The 21106-nt window shown below is 41.7% G+C and carries 14 protein-coding genes; 6 read left to right on the top strand and 8 right to left on the bottom strand.

The window, feature by feature from the left end; all coding sequences use genetic code 11:
- Positions 1 to 307 precede the first annotated feature (307 nt).
- The 3 genes from EAE90_RS19695 (at position 308) to EAE90_RS19685 (ending at position 2501) form a co-directional block, all read left to right on the top strand.
- Positions 308 to 799, top strand: a complete 492-nt coding sequence (locus EAE90_RS19695; RefSeq protein ID WP_214054924.1) for a carbohydrate binding domain-containing protein — start codon at positions 308 to 310, stop codon at positions 797 to 799.
- 431 nt (positions 800 to 1230) lie between these two features.
- Positions 1231 to 1707 carry a carbohydrate binding domain-containing protein gene (locus EAE90_RS19690; protein WP_036781084.1) on the top strand — a complete coding sequence of 159 codons (477 nt, stop codon included), beginning with the start codon at positions 1231 to 1233 and terminating at the stop codon, positions 1705 to 1707.
- Between the two features lie 308 nt (positions 1708 to 2015).
- The gene (locus tag EAE90_RS19685) at positions 2016 to 2501 is read left to right on the top strand and encodes a carbohydrate binding domain-containing protein (RefSeq protein WP_214054923.1); all 486 of its coding nucleotides are present in this window, start codon (positions 2016 to 2018) and stop codon (positions 2499 to 2501) included.
- Positions 2502 to 2583: 82 nt separating this feature from the next.
- Here EAE90_RS19685 and EAE90_RS19680 read toward each other — a convergent pair whose 3' ends face one another.
- From EAE90_RS19680 to EAE90_RS19660, 5 genes are all read right to left on the bottom strand, one after another.
- A complete protein-coding gene (locus tag EAE90_RS19680; protein ID WP_214054922.1) occupies positions 2584 to 3165 on the bottom strand; it encodes a DUF1349 domain-containing protein in 582 nt (193 codons plus the stop codon).
- Positions 3166 to 3179: 14 nt separating this feature from the next.
- On the bottom strand, positions 3180 to 4331 hold the full coding sequence (locus tag EAE90_RS19675; RefSeq protein WP_214054921.1) for an MFS transporter: 1152 nt from the start codon (positions 4329 to 4331) through the stop codon (positions 3180 to 3182).
- Between the two features lie 61 nt (positions 4332 to 4392).
- Positions 4393 to 5025, bottom strand: coding sequence for an HAD family hydrolase (locus tag EAE90_RS19670; protein WP_036781076.1), 633 nt, complete (start codon positions 5023 to 5025; stop codon positions 4393 to 4395).
- A gap of 13 nt (positions 5026 to 5038) precedes the next feature.
- A complete protein-coding gene (locus tag EAE90_RS19665) occupies positions 5039 to 6100 on the bottom strand; it encodes a zinc-dependent alcohol dehydrogenase (protein WP_036781071.1) in 1062 nt (353 codons plus the stop codon).
- Positions 6100 to 7350: a class-III pyridoxal-phosphate-dependent aminotransferase gene (locus EAE90_RS19660; RefSeq protein ID WP_422616006.1), complete on the bottom strand. Its 1251-nt coding sequence runs from the start codon at positions 7348 to 7350 to the stop codon at positions 6100 to 6102. Before EAE90_RS19660 ends, EAE90_RS19665 begins: the two co-directional genes overlap by 1 nt.
- A gap of 713 nt (positions 7351 to 8063) precedes the next feature.
- On the opposite strand from EAE90_RS19660, the gene EAE90_RS19655 reads away from it, so the two are divergent.
- On the top strand, positions 8064 to 9257 hold the full coding sequence (locus EAE90_RS19655; RefSeq protein ID WP_214054919.1) for a multidrug effflux MFS transporter: 1194 nt from the start codon (positions 8064 to 8066) through the stop codon (positions 9255 to 9257).
- Positions 9258 to 9265: 8 nt separating this feature from the next.
- On the opposite strand, the gene malT is transcribed toward EAE90_RS19655, so the two are convergent.
- Positions 9266 to 11980, bottom strand: a complete 2715-nt coding sequence (gene malT / locus EAE90_RS19650; protein ID WP_214054918.1) for an HTH-type transcriptional regulator MalT — start codon at positions 11978 to 11980, stop codon at positions 9266 to 9268.
- A gap of 428 nt (positions 11981 to 12408) precedes the next feature.
- Here malT and malP point away from each other — a divergent pair, with 428 nt between their 5' ends.
- Together malP and malQ are read left to right on the top strand one after the other, a co-directional pair.
- Positions 12409 to 14811 carry a maltodextrin phosphorylase gene (gene malP, locus EAE90_RS19645; protein WP_214054917.1) on the top strand — a complete coding sequence of 801 codons (2403 nt, stop codon included), beginning with the start codon at positions 12409 to 12411 and terminating at the stop codon, positions 14809 to 14811.
- Between the two features lie 9 nt (positions 14812 to 14820).
- Positions 14821 to 16908: a 4-alpha-glucanotransferase gene (malQ, locus tag EAE90_RS19640; protein WP_214054916.1), complete on the top strand. Its 2088-nt coding sequence runs from the start codon at positions 14821 to 14823 to the stop codon at positions 16906 to 16908.
- A gap of 3545 nt (positions 16909 to 20453) precedes the next feature.
- Here malQ and EAE90_RS19635 read toward each other — a convergent pair.
- The gene (locus EAE90_RS19635; protein ID WP_214054915.1) at positions 20454 to 20726 is read right to left on the bottom strand and encodes a PAAR domain-containing protein; all 273 of its coding nucleotides are present in this window, start codon (positions 20724 to 20726) and stop codon (positions 20454 to 20456) included.
- Between the two features lie 3 nt (positions 20727 to 20729).
- The coding region (locus EAE90_RS19630; RefSeq protein WP_214054914.1) for a type VI immunity family protein at positions 20730 to 21106 on the bottom strand (377 nt) is incomplete at its 5' end.

Raw genomic sequence — 21106 nt, 5'->3', positions numbered from 1 at the left:
ATTAATATCCTTTTACAATAGGCCATTTTACCCATGTTTGTTTTCCTGACCTATACGTATATTCCTCACGGAAATAAGAGTATGAAAATCCAGTTTATACCTATATTGAATAAATAGAAAATACTATATTTACTGTATATATCTGTATTACCCCTTATTTATTCCTTATTAATTTATACAAATGACAATTCTGCATCGATAAAAAATATGATTGAACATTATCCTATTATTGATAAAGTTCTCATCGAGCAATAAAACGCTTACGCAAAATTAAATTAATCATTATCACTTTAGAAAGGAGTAATATATGAGTCTAAAGACAATACTGAATAACGCAGATTATTCTGATAAGAAAAATTCTAACAAAGAACTGGTTAATGGTTCATTTGATGAAGGATATAAAGGCTGGATAATCCCGTCCCCTGAAACGGTAAAAATCTTATCTGAGAATGGAATTAACTTTCTTAGAATCCAAAGCGGCTCTGTTTCCGGTTATATTATTCAAATTATAGAAGGATTGGAACCTAACACTAAATATAAACTGACGGGTAAAGCACGCGTATCAACACCCAAGGACCAAGAAGACTACTTCCCAGCTATTTTTGGTTTACAGAATGATACCTTTAATCATAACACTTTTGTTGTAGACTCCACGGATTTTATCACCGGTTCTGTAACATTAAGTACAGATACAGAAGGATATTTACGCATTTTCCTGGCAAAAACCGAAATGGGAATTGATACTCCACCAGCAGAAGTCACCGCTGATTTTACTGGTTTCATTTTCGAAAAAGCCTAATAGAGCTAGCTTTAATATCATTTGACATCTTAATGCCCGAAGCTCACTACTCCGGGCGTTTTAATAATGTAGTTTTAATACTCTATTTCAATACTATGTTTTAATGCTATGCTTTAATACTATGTTTTAATACTACAGCCATGAATATTACCTCATTATTCATTCTATTTTTTTCTCAATGTGACCAATATTTAAACATAACATTTCTGCAACAATGAACTCTACCACGAGCAACAAATTAGCCTACATAAACTCCTATCAGGATAAGCGCTTATAACTCATTTATTCTTGTATTAATTTATACAAATTACAACTCACCACCAATAAAAAATACAATTGAGTATTATCCCATTATTGATAAAGTGCCCCCCGAAAAACAACGCGCTGAAAGAAATTAAATTTACTTCTATCTACTTAAAAAGGACTAATATATGAACGTACAAGAAATCCTGAATAATGAAGATTATTCTGATAACAAGAAAAACTCTCATAAAGAACTGGTTAACGGCTCATTCGAAGAGGGATATAACGGCTGGAGAATCCCAGCTCCTGAATCAGTAGAAATCTTATCTGAAAATGGCGTTCACTTTATCAGAATCCAAAGCGTTACCGGTTCTGGCGTCATTGATCAAATTATCGAAGGATTAGAACCTAACACTAAATACAAACTAACAGGTACAGCTCGCGTATCAGCAGAATGGGCCTCATCAGCTTATTTTGGTTTACAGAGCCATACCGATGGCCCCAACTCTTTTGCTGTAAACAGCACCGATTTTACAACAGGCTCGGTAGAATTAAGTACAGATCAAAAGGGCCTTTTACGCGTTTATTTATTGAAAGACCAAGTTGGCCCTCGACCAGACGGAGAAACCGCTGACTTTACCGGTTTTATTTTAGAGAAAGCCTAAGTATTTAACTTCGATATATTTTAACATTTTAAATACCCAGAGTTCACTGCTCTGGGTATTTTAATATTAGTGAAAAAAACCAAAAAATTATAAAGTAATATTTTAACTGAAATATAGCTCAATTATTTAAAAACAAATCCCCATCGTAATAATTTCTTCGCCTCATTTATTCTCACACTAATTATCACAAACCTAATCTTCCATTAAAAAACACGATTGAATATTTCCCTATTATTGCTAAAGTACTTACAGAAAAAACTATTAAGAAAAATAAAATTCAATCGTTATTCATTTAAAAGGACTCATATATGGATATGAATAAAATGCTAAACCGCGCAGATTATTCTGATACAAAAAACGCTAATAAAGAACTGGTTAATGGCTCATTTGATGAAGGGTATCATGGCTGGAGAATCCCAAACCCTGAAACTGTAGAAGTTTTATCCGAGAATGGGGTTAATTTTCTTAGCATCCAAAGCTATTCCAGTTCTGGTGTCATTGATCAAATAATAACAGGGTTGGAACCTAACGCTAGATATAGACTGACAGCTACAGCACGCTTATCGATAAAAAAAATACCACAAAGAGCATTGCCAGCATATTTTGGTTTACAAAATCGCACATTTGGCCCTGAATCATTTGTTGTAAATAGCTTCAACTTTACGACCGGTTCAGTTGAATTAAATACAGATGAAGAGGGACTTTTACGTATATACATGATGAAAGACCAATTTATAGAACTTCCAGAAGAGGCAACTGCTGACTTTACGGGCTTTATTCTAGAAAGAGTTTAAACATCTGACTTGATATATAACACCCGAAGCACATTGCTCCGGGTGTTTTAAAACCTGCACAATTCTCCGAAAACAATTCTGGCTAACTTAAATCGTGCAATGGTTTTTTTATTGGCGGCGTCAATTGAAAATCAGAAAACCGCACCTGTAATCCGTGCCGTTCTGGAGAACAACACATTGCACCAACAAAGATCGGTTGTTTATCTTCAAAAAAAGGAGACAACCTCAGCAATGGCCATCGTAAACCATCAGTGGAATATTGCAGTCTTAAATACCCCTCTTCACGAGTCAAACGTAACCAGAATTTACTAGCATCACCAGGAAATACACCCATAGACCAATCAGAATGATGACGTGTCAACACACTACCAATCGTGGCATGACCATCAGAATATTCTATTCCGCCTTTCAACCAATGTTTCTCATCGACTAATAGCATGACTCCCGCTTGATCGTATAAATGTTCAAAACAGCCTTCAATACAGAGTTGAAAGGTAAAATCATCCTCGACATAACGCCCAAAAACATGGCCATTATGACGTTCAAAGCCATACCATGTTTGCTGCCAAAAGTCGGTCTTATGATCTGTGGTGACATTAAGCCAATCACTTCCGCATTGCCAATCAGATGGCTCATTAAGCCAATGATATTGTGACAAACCCATAGGAACTTCCTCTATTATCTTCCGCTCGAATTAATCAATTTATATCCTGCAAATAAGGAAATAGAGAGTAAAGCAATACAAGCAAAAGCGCCGTGTAATGTCACAATATGCGCTAACCCACCTATGATTGCAGGTCCCAGTAAAATCCCTGAATATCCCATAGTAGAAACCGCAGCAACCGCCAGTGAATCAGGCATAATTTTCTGTTGACCAGAGGCAGTAAAAAGCATTGGCGCTATATTGGATAATCCTGCGCCTATCATCAGGAAAGAGAACCCTAACATCGTTGCAGTCGATGCTGAGTAAATCAGGATAAATCCAGAAGTAGCCAATAGAGCACTGCTAATAAAAACCCGTCGGTGTCCATAAAAGGCAATGATTTTATCCCCCATAAAGCGACCCGATGTCATAGCAATAGCAAACAGGGTATAACCGATACCAGCCTGATGACTACTGATATTATGTACGCTGGTCAATAATATACCGCTCCAGTCCAGCATTGCGCCTTCCATGATATAGGCAACAAAACAGAGAAAGCCCAATAAAATCACGATCCCATGAGGCACAGCAAAGAACGGCGTATTACCCGCTTCGGCTTCGTTCAATAACCCACTCCATACCGGCAATAGCAGTAAAATAATCAGTAATACCGCCATTACCATCACCTGGAGAGGCGATATTCCCAGAGACAATAATGCACTCACCGATCCTGCACCAGCGATCCCGCCTAAACTAAATAACGCGTGAAAGCCAGACATAATTGGCCGCTGAGCCATTTTCTCGACCATGACAGCGTGGATATTAACCACAACATCCATTGCCCCAATACCCGCACCAAAGACAAATAAAACGCAAGCTAACGTCAACGGCGTCGGTAATACACTTAACCCTGGCAACATCACTAACACGATCAAAGCACATAAAGTGAAAATTTTCCGGCAACCGAAACGTGCGGCTAACATGCCCGCTATTGGCATCATGATGAAAGAGCCAATACCGAATGCCAACATTAGCAGCCCCATAGCGCCATTATCAAGTTGTAGCCGTTCTTTAGCTAAAGGAATAAGGGGAGCCCAACTTGCAAGACTAAAGCCAGCAATAAAAAAAGCGGCGCGTGTCGCCATAATGGGTTGTTTTACCAAAGAGATAATATTTTGATCAGACAACTCATGTTCCTTCTATATAAATAAATGCCCTCCACTATGACTAATAATGGAAGGCATTAAGTTACCCAAAATTAATTTTAGAAAATTGTGGAATATCGGTCAGCGCCCCAATAATACGAGTTGCCTGTTGATACTGTTCCGCAACCGATAAAGCATGGGGCCAGGCATACACATAGGGAATACCTGCCTGCGTTGCTGCTGTAATCCCTAAATCGGTATCTTCAATCACTAATGTCTGATGAACATCCATAGACTTCAATTTCAACATAGCAAGATAGGGATCAGGATGAGGTTTTGTCCTCGCAACATCGTCACCAGAGATTAAAGCCGGGCTTTCATTTAACTCCAGTAATCCAATATTCGCCAAACAGACTTCCCGCGGCGCAGTAGAAACAAAGCCAAAAGGGATACAGTGCTGTTGTAAGGCCGTTATCAACTTGGAAATCCCTGGACGAAGGTAACTTTTAGATAGTTTATCTTTGTAAACAGAGACGATTTGGGCAGTGATCTCTTTCTGTTGCTGAGCTGGCACCCCAATGTAATCTAACGTCTCCTCCAGACTCAGGCCAATAAGTTGCTGTGGTTGTACATGCTGCGTGTAATCAGGAGCCAAATCACAAAGAACATCAAAGTGCAGTTGTTCACTGTCAACAATGACTCCATCGATATCAAAAATCACATTAAATCTATCCATGTGAAACATTCCATTATTTTAGATCGGAAATACGGATCAGCACTTTACAGTTCGGAGTAAACAGTGGTTTTTGGCTTTTGCACGCAATATCACAACCAACCGTGAGAAAAGCCTGCAAGTAATCATTAAAATCAAAAACTTGGCTGACCAAACGACCGGCAGGAATAACACCATCACGGATCATAGTATAAGCACGCTCAAAACTGTTATTCAGAGAATCGATAGAACCAATCACGGAAAGGCTTTTATCCGCAATTTTCAAGATATCAAGATTAGCGTGCTTATCTTTAAGCGCGACATTCAACAATTTTCCGCCAGGCGCCAAATGGTCAAAAATATATTCGGTTAACTGCCCGGTCGTATCCACACAGAGATCGATAAGCGCTAATTTATCGCCATATTGTTGCGTCAATGCCTCATCAAAATCAGTATACAACTCACATTCCGGCGGTAGATTTTCTTTGGCAAATTGAACACGACTTTCGTTTTTCTCGACCATGAAAGCCTTAACGCCTTTGGCATGTAAAGCCCAAATGTAGAGCATCCCCATTGGACCTGCGCCAGCTACCGCTGCACGAATATTAGTATGAGTAATGCCCAGTTTATCAACCCCAGTCAGTGTGCAACTGAGTGGCTCCGTCAGTGATGCCTCTTCCATACTGACATGATCATCCAGCTTTATCAGTGAACTCTCTTTAGCCAAATATTGTTCAGCAAATGCCCCGTCATAGGAAACCCCTGCTTCGGTTCCCAATTTTTTCTCGCAATGATTTGGGCTGCCTGTCTGGCACATCCGACAATGCCCACAGGAATAAGTTGGATTGATGACAACACGGTCCCCCACATTAAAACGTGTGACACTCTTCCCTATTTGCGCAACAACTCCCGTTGTTTCATGGCCCAGAGTGGTTCCCGGGATAGCAACAGGATAAGAACCGGTGATAATCCCAACATCCGTACCACAAACGCCACACACCGCAATATCAACGACAACATCATCAGGCTCAACACAGCGTAACGGTTCAACATCCTGAATTTGCACATCCCACACCCGATTAAATTTAAGTGCTTTCATTACGCTACCTCCTTGTTGTCAAACATATTTAACGTCATATCAGCAAAAGTCAGATCAAGCTTATGCAGAATTTCGTTTAAATGTTCCTGAGTACAAATTAACGGTGGACGAACTTTAAGTGCACGACCTTTACCATAACGAGAGCCACGAATGATCAAGTTATGGGAGTTCGCTATTGCAATCGCTTGTGCTGCAAATTCTGGTGATGGCGTATCAAAGCCAAACATATAACCGACGCCCCTAACACCCGTAATTTCTGGGTATTTATGCTGTAATGCTAATAAGCCATCACGTAAATAAACTTCATTACGCTGCACATTCTCCAGAACTTGTTCGTCTTCGATGATATCGATAATTTCGTTGAGAGCGGTTAATGAAAGAGGGTTAGCGCCTGATGTACTGGAATGTTCGAATGACTCTAATACATCTAATGAACTCCGCATCAACACGCCACCGGTCGGAATACCTATGCCGCCAGCGCCCTTCGCGAAAACAATAATATCCGGTTCTAATTCTTTAGCGTAACCGGTTGAAGCAAAAAATGTCCCGGTACGGCCAAATCCAGTCTGTACTTCATCTGCGATAATAATAATGTCATGTTTATGGCAGATATCTCTGATCTTACGGAAAAAATCGACAGGGAAAACGTTATTTCCGCCATTTCCTTGAATCGGTTCAATAATAAGACAAGCAATATTGTCATTTGAACCTAATTGAATAAATTGTTCTAAGTCAAAATATTGATTGGATTCTGTATTTGGTTCAAGTTCTGACATGACACTCGCAGGGGTTGGAACTTTTAAAGAACCATCAATGTTGACATGGAAATCTTTAATTCTAAAAGCATTACCCGAAATTTGCGCTGTGGCTAAAGACTGGCCATGATGAGCCAGAAAGAAAGAGATCACTCCTGAACGCCCTGTTGCTTTTTGCGCGATGCGAATTGCGCATTCAACTGCTCCAGAACCGGAAACATCGCGCAACCATATTCTATCAATGCCCTCAGGGGTATGTTTAACTAATTTAGCCAAAATATATTGTGACATTTCATGGGTATAAGCTGAGCTCAGATGTGTACATCTATCGATCTGCTGTTTTAATTTTTCTGTTATTCTACGATTAGTGTACCCAAGCGGAAGGTTAAATGTCCCCGAAGCTGCATCGATATACTTTTCACCATCAATTTCCAGATAAGGCCCGTTCCCAACAAAGCGAGAAAGCATATCTTCAAACCGTTTACCATTTTCCATCATTTCATTACCCTAATTAATCATTTCCAGCTATAAGAAAGCACAATAATCTTCAACAGGTAAGAGAATATTTACTAAAAATTAATTTAGATCAACAAAGAACATATAAAAACCCAAAAAACATTTAAAAAATTAAAGTATTTTATATAAAATACATTATTATTTTGAATGATTGATTAATGACATGCAGAACTGCTGATCTATCGGGTTATAGCAAGAAATTCTGTTAAAAATCCTGTAAAGCTGTACTAAAAATCTCTCATCTCCAACTTTTGCGCTGATGATAAGAGCATCTATATCTCTCAAGGCTATTTTCTGACAGGTGATAGAATGTCATGAAAGATTCTCGATCATTTCTGATTTGTCAGAAGCTATGTGCTTTTCATACTGAGCAGACATGAAACGTCGAGTGAAGAACACGCTGATGCTACAGCGCGATGTCATTTGTCTGTATTTAAGATCTTACTACTTAAAATACCCATACAAGTTAGTCGGTTTACACCAATGAATAGCTCGTATAAAGTTCAGACTTTAAAAAAAGTAAAGGGTTCAGTCTGTGCGTGATCCTTGAACATGCCTATCGCCAGCTTGAAATGATTTGCCAGTAGGATTTTTGGTGTATCCAAGATCTTTGGTCGCACTAAAGAATCAATTCCACTGAGCCTATCCACCAATAAAACCACCACCATTATTGAAATTTCAAAAGAACACACATGCAAAATTATATTCTTCTACTACTTAGCCTGGCACTTTTTGGACCTTTAGGTGTCGATGTATTCTTGCCTACCGTCCCGGCCATCGCCGAGGATTTTAAAGTTAACAATGAAGTTATTCAGTCAACGATTTCTTTGTTTTTATTAATTATGGGGCTAGGTCAGTTAATCGCTGGACCACTGGTAGATAAATTTGGCCGTCGGCCAGTAGCCCTAACGGGTATCACCTTATATATCATCGGTTCTGTCATTGCGGCGCTCTCTACTTTTCCCGAAATTTTTATTGCAGCGCGAATTATTCAAGGATGCGCTGTTTGCTGTACCAGTGTCGTCTGCATTAGCGGTGTACGTGATCGCCTAAACGGTGATGAGGCGGCCAAAGCCTATGGATTTATTAACGGTACGCTAAATATTATTCCAGCTCTCGCGCCATTACTTGGCGGTATTCTGGCCGAAATTTTCAACTGGCGGGCGCCATTTTGGTTTTTGACTTGTTACTCGGTTATTGCACTACTGGTCATTGCTACCTGGTTGCCAGAAACGCGCCCCGCTAACACTAAACCAGTTCACGGGCTACCACTAAAGCAATACTTTCAAATTATTAGCAACCGCCAGTTTATACATTTTGCCCTGGTTAACGCCGGCATTATGGGAATAGTGATTACCTATGTCTCATTTGCGCCAACCGTGCTAATGACTGAGGGCCATATTTCACCGCTAGCATTCTCATTGATTTTTGGCGGCAACGGACTCTGGACGATGATCGCCTTCCTAACCGCCAATAAAATCATTCATCGAATTGGCCGTCCTTTCTGCCTGCTGGTAGGGACGATTCTAATGGCACTGGCTAGCCTATCTCTGTTTTCTGGCATGCATCTGCCGACTGTCGCCAGCCAACACTGGCTAAGCTATATGTTGCCGGTTTCTTTTGCCTGCACAGGTATGGCATTTGTTATGGGGCCTGCCACCAGTTATGCACTAGAACCTTATTCTGATGAAGCCGGTGTCGCTTCCGCACTGATAGGATTCGTCCAGATGGCTGTCGGCTCCGCTCTCTCGCTCATCGCGATGGTGTTACCATTTTCGCTCAAACAGTCACTGACGTTAGTCATGCTACTCGGTACCACGCTAACCCTATCAGCACACATACTCAGTCGTAACCTGAAAGGACGGGCCGTTTCGCTAGAATCCTAAAACAGCTGTCACACACCTAACCCCATCATCTGCATCAGTTGCTGTGCTTGCTGAATCGCCTCCTGGCGATTCGCAATCCCTAGCTTCTGATACAGATTACGTATATGCGTCTTAATAGTTGTCGTCGCGACATCCAACTCTGCGGCAATCTGATCATTACTGTAGCCTGAGTAAATTAATCCCAACACCTGCCACTCACGCTGTGTCAGCGGGCTATTGCGAATCAGCTCAGGAACATCGGGATGTGTTAGCAACTGTGTGACAAAACTTTCATCAAAATGGGCGAATTTATGACGATGTTGACGGTTGATATCCCGCAAAATACGCTGCGCCCGATGCAACTCCAGCTCAGACAAAGTATTGAGCTGAATAAGCTGACGTAGCTGTTGAGCCATCAACTCGCCTTCAATGACAAAATGGCTAATAAATCCTGTACGGTTAGCCAGAGACAATGCCTCAATGAGTACACTCTGTGCTTCACTTTTGCGTCCGATATGCCAGTAAAGCAAGTTACACAACAGTAAATTACGATTCAGATCGCTGATTAATTGCAATTCTCTCGCATGTTGATTCAGTGTATCCAAAATGGACTCAGCCTCATCATACAAACCAAGCAGAATCTGAGCACGAGCAATATTGCGCCACTGCCCCTGATTAAAATGATTACTGACGCTTTCTGGCCGCTCGGTCTGTGCCAGCCACCGAATAGCGGCGCTTTTGTCGTCCATACTCTGCCAGATGATGACTCGCAGCTTGTCAGTATTCGTACGCCAATCTCTATGATATTGCCCATTATTTAGCAGGTTTTCACAACGCGCTAGGTAACGTCGGGCGTTATCAATATCTCCTCTGGTCAAAGAGCATTTAGCCAACTGGGTTAAACACTGCAACTGCTGTTGAGGCTGGAAGTTAGACAACACTTCCAGCCCACGACGCGCAGCATCTTCGGCTTCATCAAGACGAGACCAGCACCACAAAAGCTGTGAACGGATACGCAACAAAAACTCATGCATCGGCAACTGCTCCAAATGCTGTTCACGGATCAATTCAAATGCCTTGCTCTGCGTTTCATAAGCCGTCTGCAAATATCCCTGAGCTAATAAAATCTCACTTTGCTGCAACAGCGCCCACAACGCATAGTGATGAACCTGGAAACAACGCGCAAGCTGCTCGGTCTGTTGCATCCGCGCTAATGCATCAGCCAACTCACCTTTACAATGTAATACTTCACCTTCCACGGAAGTCGCAACAATACGACTGTATTCATTCTGCGGAAGCAGTGCCGCCAAAGCCTGTTTCGCCAACTTATCAGCCATCTCCGGCTTACCGCTGTTCATCGCCACCTGAGCCCGTAACGCATCGAATTCAGCCAGCAAATCCGGCTCAATAGCAATTTGTTTCTGTTGCAGCGCCTGTTCCGCCTGATTTAACAGGGTATTGACCTCTGAATAACGATGTTGGCTTTGAGCCAGCCAAGCCTGGAGCAGCACCAGACGCGGACTCTCCAATAGCTGCTCATAAGGCAGCGCATTCATACACTCTTCCAACAGAGATAACTCACTGTGGTTAAACAGCGACCAAGCATGCTGCAACAAAATATCGCGTAGCATGGCCGTATCACCCGCCGCCAAGGCATGATGAATCGCCTCGCCCGGATACCCCTGCGCCAACCAACCTTCTGCGGCCGCGCGATGCAACTCCGGCAATTGCAACGCCATTTCCCACTGACAGCGTTGACGTAGAAATGAAGCAAAAAGCGGATGAAAGCGAAACCATTCGCCAGAGTCATCCATACGCTGGATAAACAGCCCCTGACGTTCAGTTTCTTCAAGACGCTGCTGACCATTCTCTTCGCCGGTCAGACGAACAATCAAACCATCATTCATGGAACGCAAGATAGAACTGCGCAACAAAAACTCACGCGTTGAACTATCCACCTGATTAAGTACCTCATCCACCAAATAATCGGAAAGATGGCTGGCGTTAATGCCCGACAAACGCTTAGCCGACAGTTCAGCGGCATCACACGACTGCCGCGCTGAAAGCGCAATAAGCTGGAGCGCCGTTGCCCAACCCGCAACTTCATTGCACAGGCGCTTACAATCGTCAGCATCAAGGGATGTGGTTAAACGCTTATCAAAAAATTGCTGCGTTTCTTGATAATCAAAAGCCAGTTGCTGGCTGTCAATTTCCAGCAATTGCTCACGCACGCGCAGATTAGCAACCCCAAGAGAAGGCAGATTACGCGATAAGATGGTTAACGTCAGATTCTCAGGTTGGTGACGCAGGAAAAACCGCATCGCCTCATGAATCATGTTATTTACAATCAGATGGTAATCATCAATCACCAGGGAAATAGGCCGCCGCCACTCACTAAGTTCAATAAATAATTGCGCGAAAAGCGCGGGTAAATTGGCATACTGATGTTTTTGGGCCAACACTTCACTTTTAACACAATGTCCCTGCGTAGCCTGCTGAAACGCTGCGATAAGATAGCTGGCAAAACGTTCCGGCTGATTATCGCTCTCATCCAAAGAATACCATCCCAGATTATCCTGCCCAGCAGCCCACTGAGAGACCAATGTAGTTTTGCCGTAACCAGCGGGGCTAGTTATTAGCACAAGACGATAATTAGACGACTCATTCAGTCTGATTAACAGACGCTTACGCAAGACTGTATTATTCAGACGAACAGGACGACTCAGTTTTGATGGGATAAGCATTAATTTCCGTGCCCAAAGAAGCGATAAATAAGTAAAACCTGCGCCGGAACCATATGTAATGTTAATTAGATGATTTATTTCATGGTCCGTAATGACGCCATTAATCGGCCCAACCAAATTTAGTGAAATAGAGGGCTTTTGCAAATATGTTTGCGAACCCCATAGTATTAAGTTGCGCACCCTATCACATTATTGAACAGCAAATTCCATTTTCTACACACAAGTTATGGAAGCGATTAGCAAATTACCTTAATCGATCCGCTGGAAAAAAATGAACTCAATAAATATAAAAATGATACGAAAGATAGTTACTGACTACGCCCTTCTACTCCTCCCTGACTAATACCTCTCCAGGATGATGCTTTAGATTCTGAGAGCATTCAGCATAGTGGTTAAATTTTCCTTTTCAGCTACAGGATGAAGACTCCATGCAACAGTCCAGATTAGATAAAGCCCAGTTTCAGGCTGCGCTGACACGTCAATGGCAGCGCTTTGGCCTCGGTTCAGCACAGGAAATGACTCAGCATCAGTGGTGGCAAGCCGTTAGCGCGGCCCTGTCAGAGCTGTTGCCCGCATGCCCTGTCATCGATCATTCCGACCAACAACGCCATGTGAACTACATCTCGATGGAGTTTCTGATTGGCCGTTTAACCGCAAACAATCTGCTTAACCTTGGTTGGTATGAAGACGTTCAGGCTTACCTGGCAGAAGAAAATATCATTCTAAGCGATCTTCTAGAACAAGAAACCGACCCCGCTTTAGGTAACGGTGGATTGGGACGGCTTGCCGCCTGTTTTCTTGATTCGATGGCAACCGTCGGTCAGCCGGCCATTGGCTATGGTCTGAATTATCAATACGGCCTGTTCCGCCAATCCTTTGAACAAGGGCAACAAATTGAAGAACCAGACAATTGGGAACGAGAATCCTATCCCTGGTTCCGTCACAACGCTCAGTTAGATGTTGAGGTGAATTTTGGTGGCGAAATCGTCATAACAGATGATGGACGCGAAACTTGGGCACCTGAATTCACCTTGATTGGAGAAGCCTGGGATCTCCCGGTCATTGGTTATCGAAATAGTGTTACCCAACCATTGCGCCTGTGGCAAGCAACCCATGCGGCTCCATTCGATCTCGACAAATTCAACGCCGGGCAGTTCCTGGCAGCGGAACAGCAAGGCGTTGAAGCCGCTAAGCTAACAAAAGTTCTCTATCCGAATGATAATCACCAAGAAGGCAAACGCCTGCGTCTGATGCAGCAATATTTCCAGTGTGCCTGCTCCGTCGCAGATATCTTGCGTCGCCATCAGCTAGCAGGCCGCAAAATGGAAGATCTGCCTAAGTATGAAGTTATCCAGCTTAACGATACCCATCCAACGATTGCCATCCCTGAAATGATGCGCATTCTGCTGGATAAACATCAGATGAGTTGGGAAACGGCATGGGAGATAACCAGCCATACTTTCGCCTATACCAACCATACCCTGATGCCAGAAGGTTTGGAATGTTGGGACGAAGATCTAGTCAGCCACCTGCTGCCACGCCATTACGGCATCATTAAAGAAATTAACTATCGATTTAAGAAGTTGGTGGACAAAACCTGGCCCGGCGAGCCAGCCGTATGGGAAAAATTAGCTGTACATTATAACCATCAGATACGCATGGCGAATCTTTGCGTTGTCGCGGGCTTTGCCGTAAACGGGGTAGCTGCGCTGCACTCACAGCTTATCGTTAAGGATCTGTTTCCTGAATACCATCAACTCTGGCCGAATAAGTTTCTCTACGTGACAAATGGCGTTACCCCACGTCGCTGGATCAAACAGTGTAACCCGGCACTGTCAGGATTGCTTGACCGCACGCTTAATCGCGAATGGGTTAACGATCTTGATGCCCTTAAAGCACTTGAATCCTATGCAGATGACGCCGCTTTCCGCGAAGAATACCGAGCGATCAAACAAAGCAACAAGATCCTGCTATCCAATTATGTCAATAAAGTGATGGGACTTAAGCTAGATCCAAATGCCATTTTTGATGTGCAAATTAAACGCTTGCATGAATATAAACGTCAGCATCTAAACCTATTGCATATCCTATCGCTCTATAAACAAATTCAGGAAAATCCGGCGCTGGATATCGTGCCACGTGTGTTCCTGTTTGGCGCGAAAGCCGCGCCTGGCTACTATTTGGCAAAAAACATTATCTCTGCCATCAACCAGACCGCGGAAAAAATTAACAACGATCCGATCGTCCGTGATCGCATCAAGATCGCTTTTATCCCCGATTACAAAGTTTCTGTTGCGGAGCTCATGATACCGGCTGCCGATGTTTCAGAACAAATCTCCACCGCCGGTAAAGAAGCTTCCGGTACCGGCAATATGAAACTGGCATTAAATGGCGCACTGACCATCGGCACATTAGACGGAGCAAACGTTGAGATTGCCGAACAGGTCGGAAATGACCACATCTTCATTTTCGGGCATACCGTAGAAGAAGTGAAAGCCTTAAAAGCTGCCGGTTATGACCCACTGAAACTACTCAAAGAAGATCAACATCTAGACAGCATACTCAAGGCTCTGGCTGGCGGCAAGTTCAGCTATAGCGACAAACGAGCATTCGATATGCTGCTACATAGTCTGATTGAAGGTGGCGATCCTTATCTGGTACTGGCTGATTTTGCCTCCTATTGTGATGCGCATAAACGGATCGATACCTTGTACCGCGATACTCAAAGCTGGACGCGCAGCGCCATTCTAAATACCGCCCGAATGGGCATGTTTAGCTCTGACCGGACAATCCGTGATTATCAACAACGCATCTGGCAAGCAAAGAGATAAGGAAAAATCATGGAGGAAAAAAGCCTCGATCATTTAGCGACCGAGGCTGGCATTGTCGCCAGCTACATTAATGCTTATGGCAAACCACAAGCGATTCCAGCAGAAACCCGACACTACTTGTTGGATGCGATAAGTGAAAACAAACCGGCCAGCGAGCCGGTTTCACCCTTGCCGACAGTAAAAGTTTTTACTCAAGGCGAGCACTTCACTATCACCTTAAAAGATGAAGGGCATTACCAATGGCAGATACAGACAGAACAAGGGGAGGAATTTCAAGGGCATTGCTGCCATCAACTGATTCTGCCTGATACGCTTGCTCTGGGCTACCACCGTCTCACTCTGACACAAGAAACCCAATACTGGTCTATGCAGATTATCGTGGCGCCCAAACGCTGCTATGAACCGGATGCCCTGCTAAGGAAGGAAAAACTTTGGGGCGCCTGTGTGCAACTCTATACTCTGCGCTCAGAAAACAATTGGGGAATCGGCGATTTTGGCGACCTGAAGCACATGCTGAAAGAGATAGCAGCACGCGGAGGCGCTTTCATCGGGTTGAATCCGTTGCACGCACTGCATCCAACCATGCCAGAAAGCGCCAGTCCCTATAGCCCCTCTTCACGCAACTGGCTTAATGTGATTTACATTGATGTTAGTCAGGTTGAGGATTTCAAACACAGTGAAGAAGCACAGAGATGGTGGCAAACAGCGACGACTCAACGCATGTTACAGGATGCCCGCAACGCGGAATGGGTGGATTACGCCACAGTTATGGCGTTGAAAATGGCCGCACTGCGTCTGGCACATCAACAATTCTGCACCCGTCCAGAACATGACTCGTCAAAAACTGCTTTCCGCCAATTTGTCATTCAGGGTGGCGAGTGTCTCTACTATCAAGCCGCCTATGACGCGCTACATTGTCGACTATATGCCGAAGATAGTTCCTGTTGGGGCTGGCCGGTATGGCCGGAAAAGTACCGCGATCCACACGGTGAAGCCGTACAAACATTTTGTCAATCTCACCCGCAGGAAGTGGAATTTTTCCTCTGGCTACAATGGCTGGCCGATACTCAGCTTGCAGACTGCTTTATCCAAAGCCAGACAAGTGGCATGCCGATTGGAATTTACCGTGATTTGGCTGTTGGCGTAGCCGAAGGCGGATCGGAAACTTGGTGCAACCGAGCTGTCTACTGCACCAAAGCATCAGTGGGAGCGCCACCGGATGCTCTTGGGCCACTGGGCCAAAACTGGGGCCTTCCCCCTATGAATCCTCATGTTTTGCAAGCCCAGGCTTACCAACCGTTCATTAATCTGCTACGCACAAATATGACCCACTGCGGCGCCTTACGCATTGATCACGTCATGTCGATGCTCAGGCTCTGGTGGATTCCCTACGGTGAAACCGCCGACAAAGGAGCATATGTACACTACCCAGTGGATGATCTGATGGCAATTCTGGCATTAGAAAGTCAACGCCATCGTTGTCTGGTCATTGGTGAAGATTTAGGGATTGTCCCGGAAGAGATTGTAGGCAAACTGCGCGATAGCGGTGTCTATTCTTATAAAGTGCTCTACTTTGAGCGTCACGGCAACGGGGAATACCGTGCACCAGAGGATTACCCGATACAAGCGATGGCGACCATCACCACTCATGATTTACCTACTTTACGTGGATTCTGGCAAAGCGCCGATTTGACACTTGGGGAATCACTCAAGTTATATCCTGATAAAAACCTGCTTCAAGGGTTACATACTGACCGTCAAGCGAGCAAACAAGGGTTATTAGAAGGCTTACATCGCTACGGCTGTATCCCGGAACATATTGGTGACACGGCAAAAGAGGTAGACATGTCACCGATAATAAACCAAGGGTTACATCGTTACATTGCCCACAGTGCCTGCGCACTATTGGGACTGCAACCCGAAGATTGGCTGGATATGGATAAACCGGTCAATATTCCAGGTACAGTAATGGAATACCCTAACTGGCGGCGTAAACTGAATACCACTCTGGAAACCCTGTTTGGTGATGATCATGTCAATCAATTGCTGAAAGATGTAGATAGATGCCGTAAAAAAGCAGGAACAGGTAGAAGTTAAATGTGGTAACGCCTGTTTCTCCTGTACAGGCGTTATTCTTTCCAGTTTAAAGGATGGTTTTAATCTATAAACCATCCTTCATATCGCTGACTGTTAACACCTTGATTACCAAAGTTAAGTTTTCATCAATGATAAAACAGGCATTCAGAAAAGCTTTTTTATCTGTCAGTGTGGTTTTAAAAGCTGGATAAAGAGGCCAAGCGTACCCCGGAAAAAAACAGGTAAAAACTTTAATCATCAAAAGTAAAAAGCAGTGATTAAAGCTTTTTTAAAATGGGTAAAAATCCGATACCATACTGATATTAGAAGAGAAAACATTAGAAAAAACAGGTTTTAGATTGATTAAATAAGGCGAAAAAAAATAACAGCGTTAAACCGATAACAAGAATATATCTTAGCAAAACATTTAACAGCATTAAACGCATTAAACGCATTAAACGCATTAAACGCATTAAACGCATTAAACGCATTAAACGCATTAAACGCATTAAACGCATTAAACGCATTAAACGCATTAAACCTATTTTATTAAATAAAAGATTTTTCCTGACTGCAACAAGTTTACGAAAAATAAGAGACTATAATTGTAGAAAACCGAGCGGCATTTAGATTAACCCCTAAAAAGCACGAGTATTTAGTAACATTAAAAATGATTAAAGAAATCGGCGTTAATCTTAATACCGTTAGCTATCTGCTACCCTCATTGGTTTTAAACCTAAAAATCAAATATAGAAAAAGGAGAAAACAGAAAAATTAAATATCAGTTTAATGAAAATAAGAACGTTAAATACGGTTCAGCAAATGTAAAAACCATTAAACCTACCACAGTTAATCAATAAAAATCATTTATTAAGCAGATTTAAAATTAAAAACAAACAGCCTGTAAGAATGAGAACCACAGTTCAAGCTTATCATATTTTTAATATTATTTTTTACTTACACTTCCATTTTACCGGTGATTAACCAGATAAGGATTAAGAAAATGAGCACTTCATTAATGCTAATTTTTTAAAAGGTATAGCGTGACTAAAAACAGCCTCTTCTTTGCTATGTTTAAACATTTATCAGCAATACTATTACATTTAGTCGAAATTCACTAACCATTAACCGAGAGTTGAAAAGCAATAATCACGTAAAATAACATTAATGGAATAGATTAACGCTCAAGTATTTTCTCACCATCATTTTACGAACAAATCAATAAAAAATGTGATAAAAAAGAGATAAAACGATTAATTTAGCCGGATTTAAATGCTAAAAAAGGCGTTATCCTAAAAAACATTAACGGTGTTTTTATACTATCAAACTATTGATTAGTGATTTATAAAGAAAAGATAAAGGGTGATGATTTACAAAAAACGCAGAATTGCCAGTAAAACAATATTGGTAAAACAATGTGGGTAAAACTATGTCGATAAAATAATATCTATAAAACAATGTCAGTTAAAATAAATCGGATATGATTAACGTTCATTTAAACGTAAAACCACGATATATCATAATGTTTAAATTTAGCAAAAAGCATATAGCCAAAAGATAAAAACCGGTTAAAACCAGATACCGATTAAAATCATACGTTAAAAAATAACTTTTAATCACAGTTTAAAACCTGCTCTGGTTTTACGGGTATTTCAATTAAAGTAAAGGCTTTATACCCTATGGATTTCAAGTTGCATCGCGGCGGAATCCCCGGGAGCATAGATAACTATGTGACCGGGGTGAGTAAGTGCAGCCAACAAAGAAGCAACTTGAAAGATCACGGGTATATAAACCATCCTTCATATCGCTGACTGTTAACACCTTAATTACCACCACTGAGTTTTCATCAATGATAAAACCGGTATTCAGAAAAGCCTTTTTTATCTGGTCAGTGTGGTTTTAAAAGCTGGAAAAGAGGCCAAACTAACCACGAAAAAACAGGTAAAAACTTTAATCATCAAAAGTAAAAAGAATTGATTAAGGATTTTTAAAAGCGGGTAAAAAATCCGATGGCATTCGGACATTGGAAGAGAAAACATCAGGAAAAACGGGTTTTAAACTGATTAAACAAGGTGAAAAGATGACAGTGCTAACCTAATAACAATAATATATCCTATCAATCAGAGACCATAATTGTAGAAAACCGAGCGGCCTTTAGATTAACCCCAGAAAAGCAAGAATGTTTAGCAACATTAAAAATGATTAAAGAAATGGGCGTTAATCTTAATACCGTTATCAGTTCTGCCACCCTCACTGGTTTTAAACCTAAAAGATAAAATACAGAAGACAGAAGACAGAAGACAGAAGACAGAAGACAGAAGACAGAAGACAGAAGACAGAAGACAGAAAACCTAAATATCAGTTTAATGAAAATAAGAATGTTAAATACAATTCAGAAAATGTAAAAACCATTAAACCATTAAACCATTAAACCATTAAACCATTAAACCATTAAACCATTAAACCATTAAACCATTAAACCATTAAACCTACTACAATTAATCAATAAAAATCACTTATCAAGCAGATTTCCAATTAAAAAACAGCCTCTAAGAGTGAAAACCACAGATCAAGTTTATCATATTTTTAATATTATTTTTTACTTATATTTCCATTTTACCGGTGATTAATCAGATAAGGATTAAGAAAGTAAGCACTTCATTAATGCCAACTTTTTAAAAGGTATATACCCGTCATCTTTCAAGCTGCCCCTTGCTATGTTCAAACATTTATCAGCAATACTATCCTTCACTTATTTTATATTTACCTAACCAACCATGACTATTTAAAAACACAAACAGGGAGAGGTTAAATACTTCATTCAACAGACTGATTTAACACAATGAATCAAATTTTTCAGTAGCGTGATTAATGACATTTAATCGAAATTCACTAATCATTAACCGAGAGTTGAAAAGCAATAATCACGTAAAATAACATAATGGAATAGATTAACGCTCAAGTATTTTCTCACCATCATTTTACGAACAAATCAATAAAAAATGTGATAAAAAAGAGATAAAACGATTAATTTAGCCGGATTTAAATGCTAGAAAAGAGTTATCCTAAAAAGCATTAATGGTGTTTTTATACTATCAAACTATTGATTAGTGATTTATAAAGGCAAGATAAAAGGTGATTGATTTATAAAAACTCGCAAAATTGCCAGTAAAACAATGTTGGTAAAAAAATATTAGTAAAACCATGCCGGTAAAACAGTGTCAATCAAAATAAATCGGATATGATTAATGTTAGTTTAAACGTAAAACCACGATATATCATAATGTTTAAATCTCGCAAAAAGCTAATATCCAAAAGATAAAAAACGATTAAAACCAGATACCGATTAAAATCATACGTTAAAAAAATAACTTTTAATCCCAGTTTAAAGCCTGCTCTGGTTTTATGGGTATTTCAATTAAAGGCTTTATACTCTATGGATTTCAAGTTGCATCGCGGCGGCCAGGGAGCGAATCCCCGGGAGCATAGGTAACTATGTGACCGGGGTGAGTGAGTGCAGCCAACAAAGAGGCAGCTTGAAAGATGACGGGTATAGCATTGGAGAGTTATGACCGTACCTGTAATCGACAAGCGCCGGTCGGGCAACCACAATTAACCAGGTGTCCCTCCAGCGCGACAGGTATTCCTTGTATATTGAATAAGTTAGAACCTTCCGCAATCGCGCCGGTTTGTTTACAGGCAGGACAAAACACCGAGTCGTCTTTACAGGCAACCGATAGTTGTTGGTTTACCAAATCGGAGCCATTTAAAACCTCGCCTCCAGTTGTTGTAGTATCACCTTTAAGGATAATTTTTTTACTTTCCACTACACTGCGCATTATTTACTCCGTGATATTTTCCGTTTCTCGTATTAAATGCCAGATCGTTGTACCCGTCTCTGCACCTTCAACATCAAAAGACATCGCACCCTGAGCAAAGAAGTACTGCTGGTCAGGCAGGCTATCGGTTCGCCAGATCCCGCTGACCAGTGCCGGGTGGTTGCCTCTCAAAGGGGTTACATGCAGCGGTCCCCGGTCATAACGAGCATACCAGGCCAAGGTGGAAGTTGAATTAAAATGCCCTTCACCATAGAAGTGCAGGGAATGGCCTTCGCGGGGAATGACTCGTATTGGGCGTATCAGTTGGTTAATAGCAAAATAACTCTCCGGGACACTGCCCGGCAGTGGTGTTAAGTCCGGGTATTGACCGGCCCGGATCA

The sequence above is a fragment of the Photorhabdus caribbeanensis genome, assembly GCF_018448885.1.
In the GTDB taxonomy this organism is placed as follows: domain Bacteria; phylum Pseudomonadota; class Gammaproteobacteria; order Enterobacterales; family Enterobacteriaceae; genus Photorhabdus; species Photorhabdus caribbeanensis.
The sequence above is the reverse complement of the archived record's forward strand: the minus strand, read 5'-3'. Positions and strand labels throughout refer to the sequence as shown.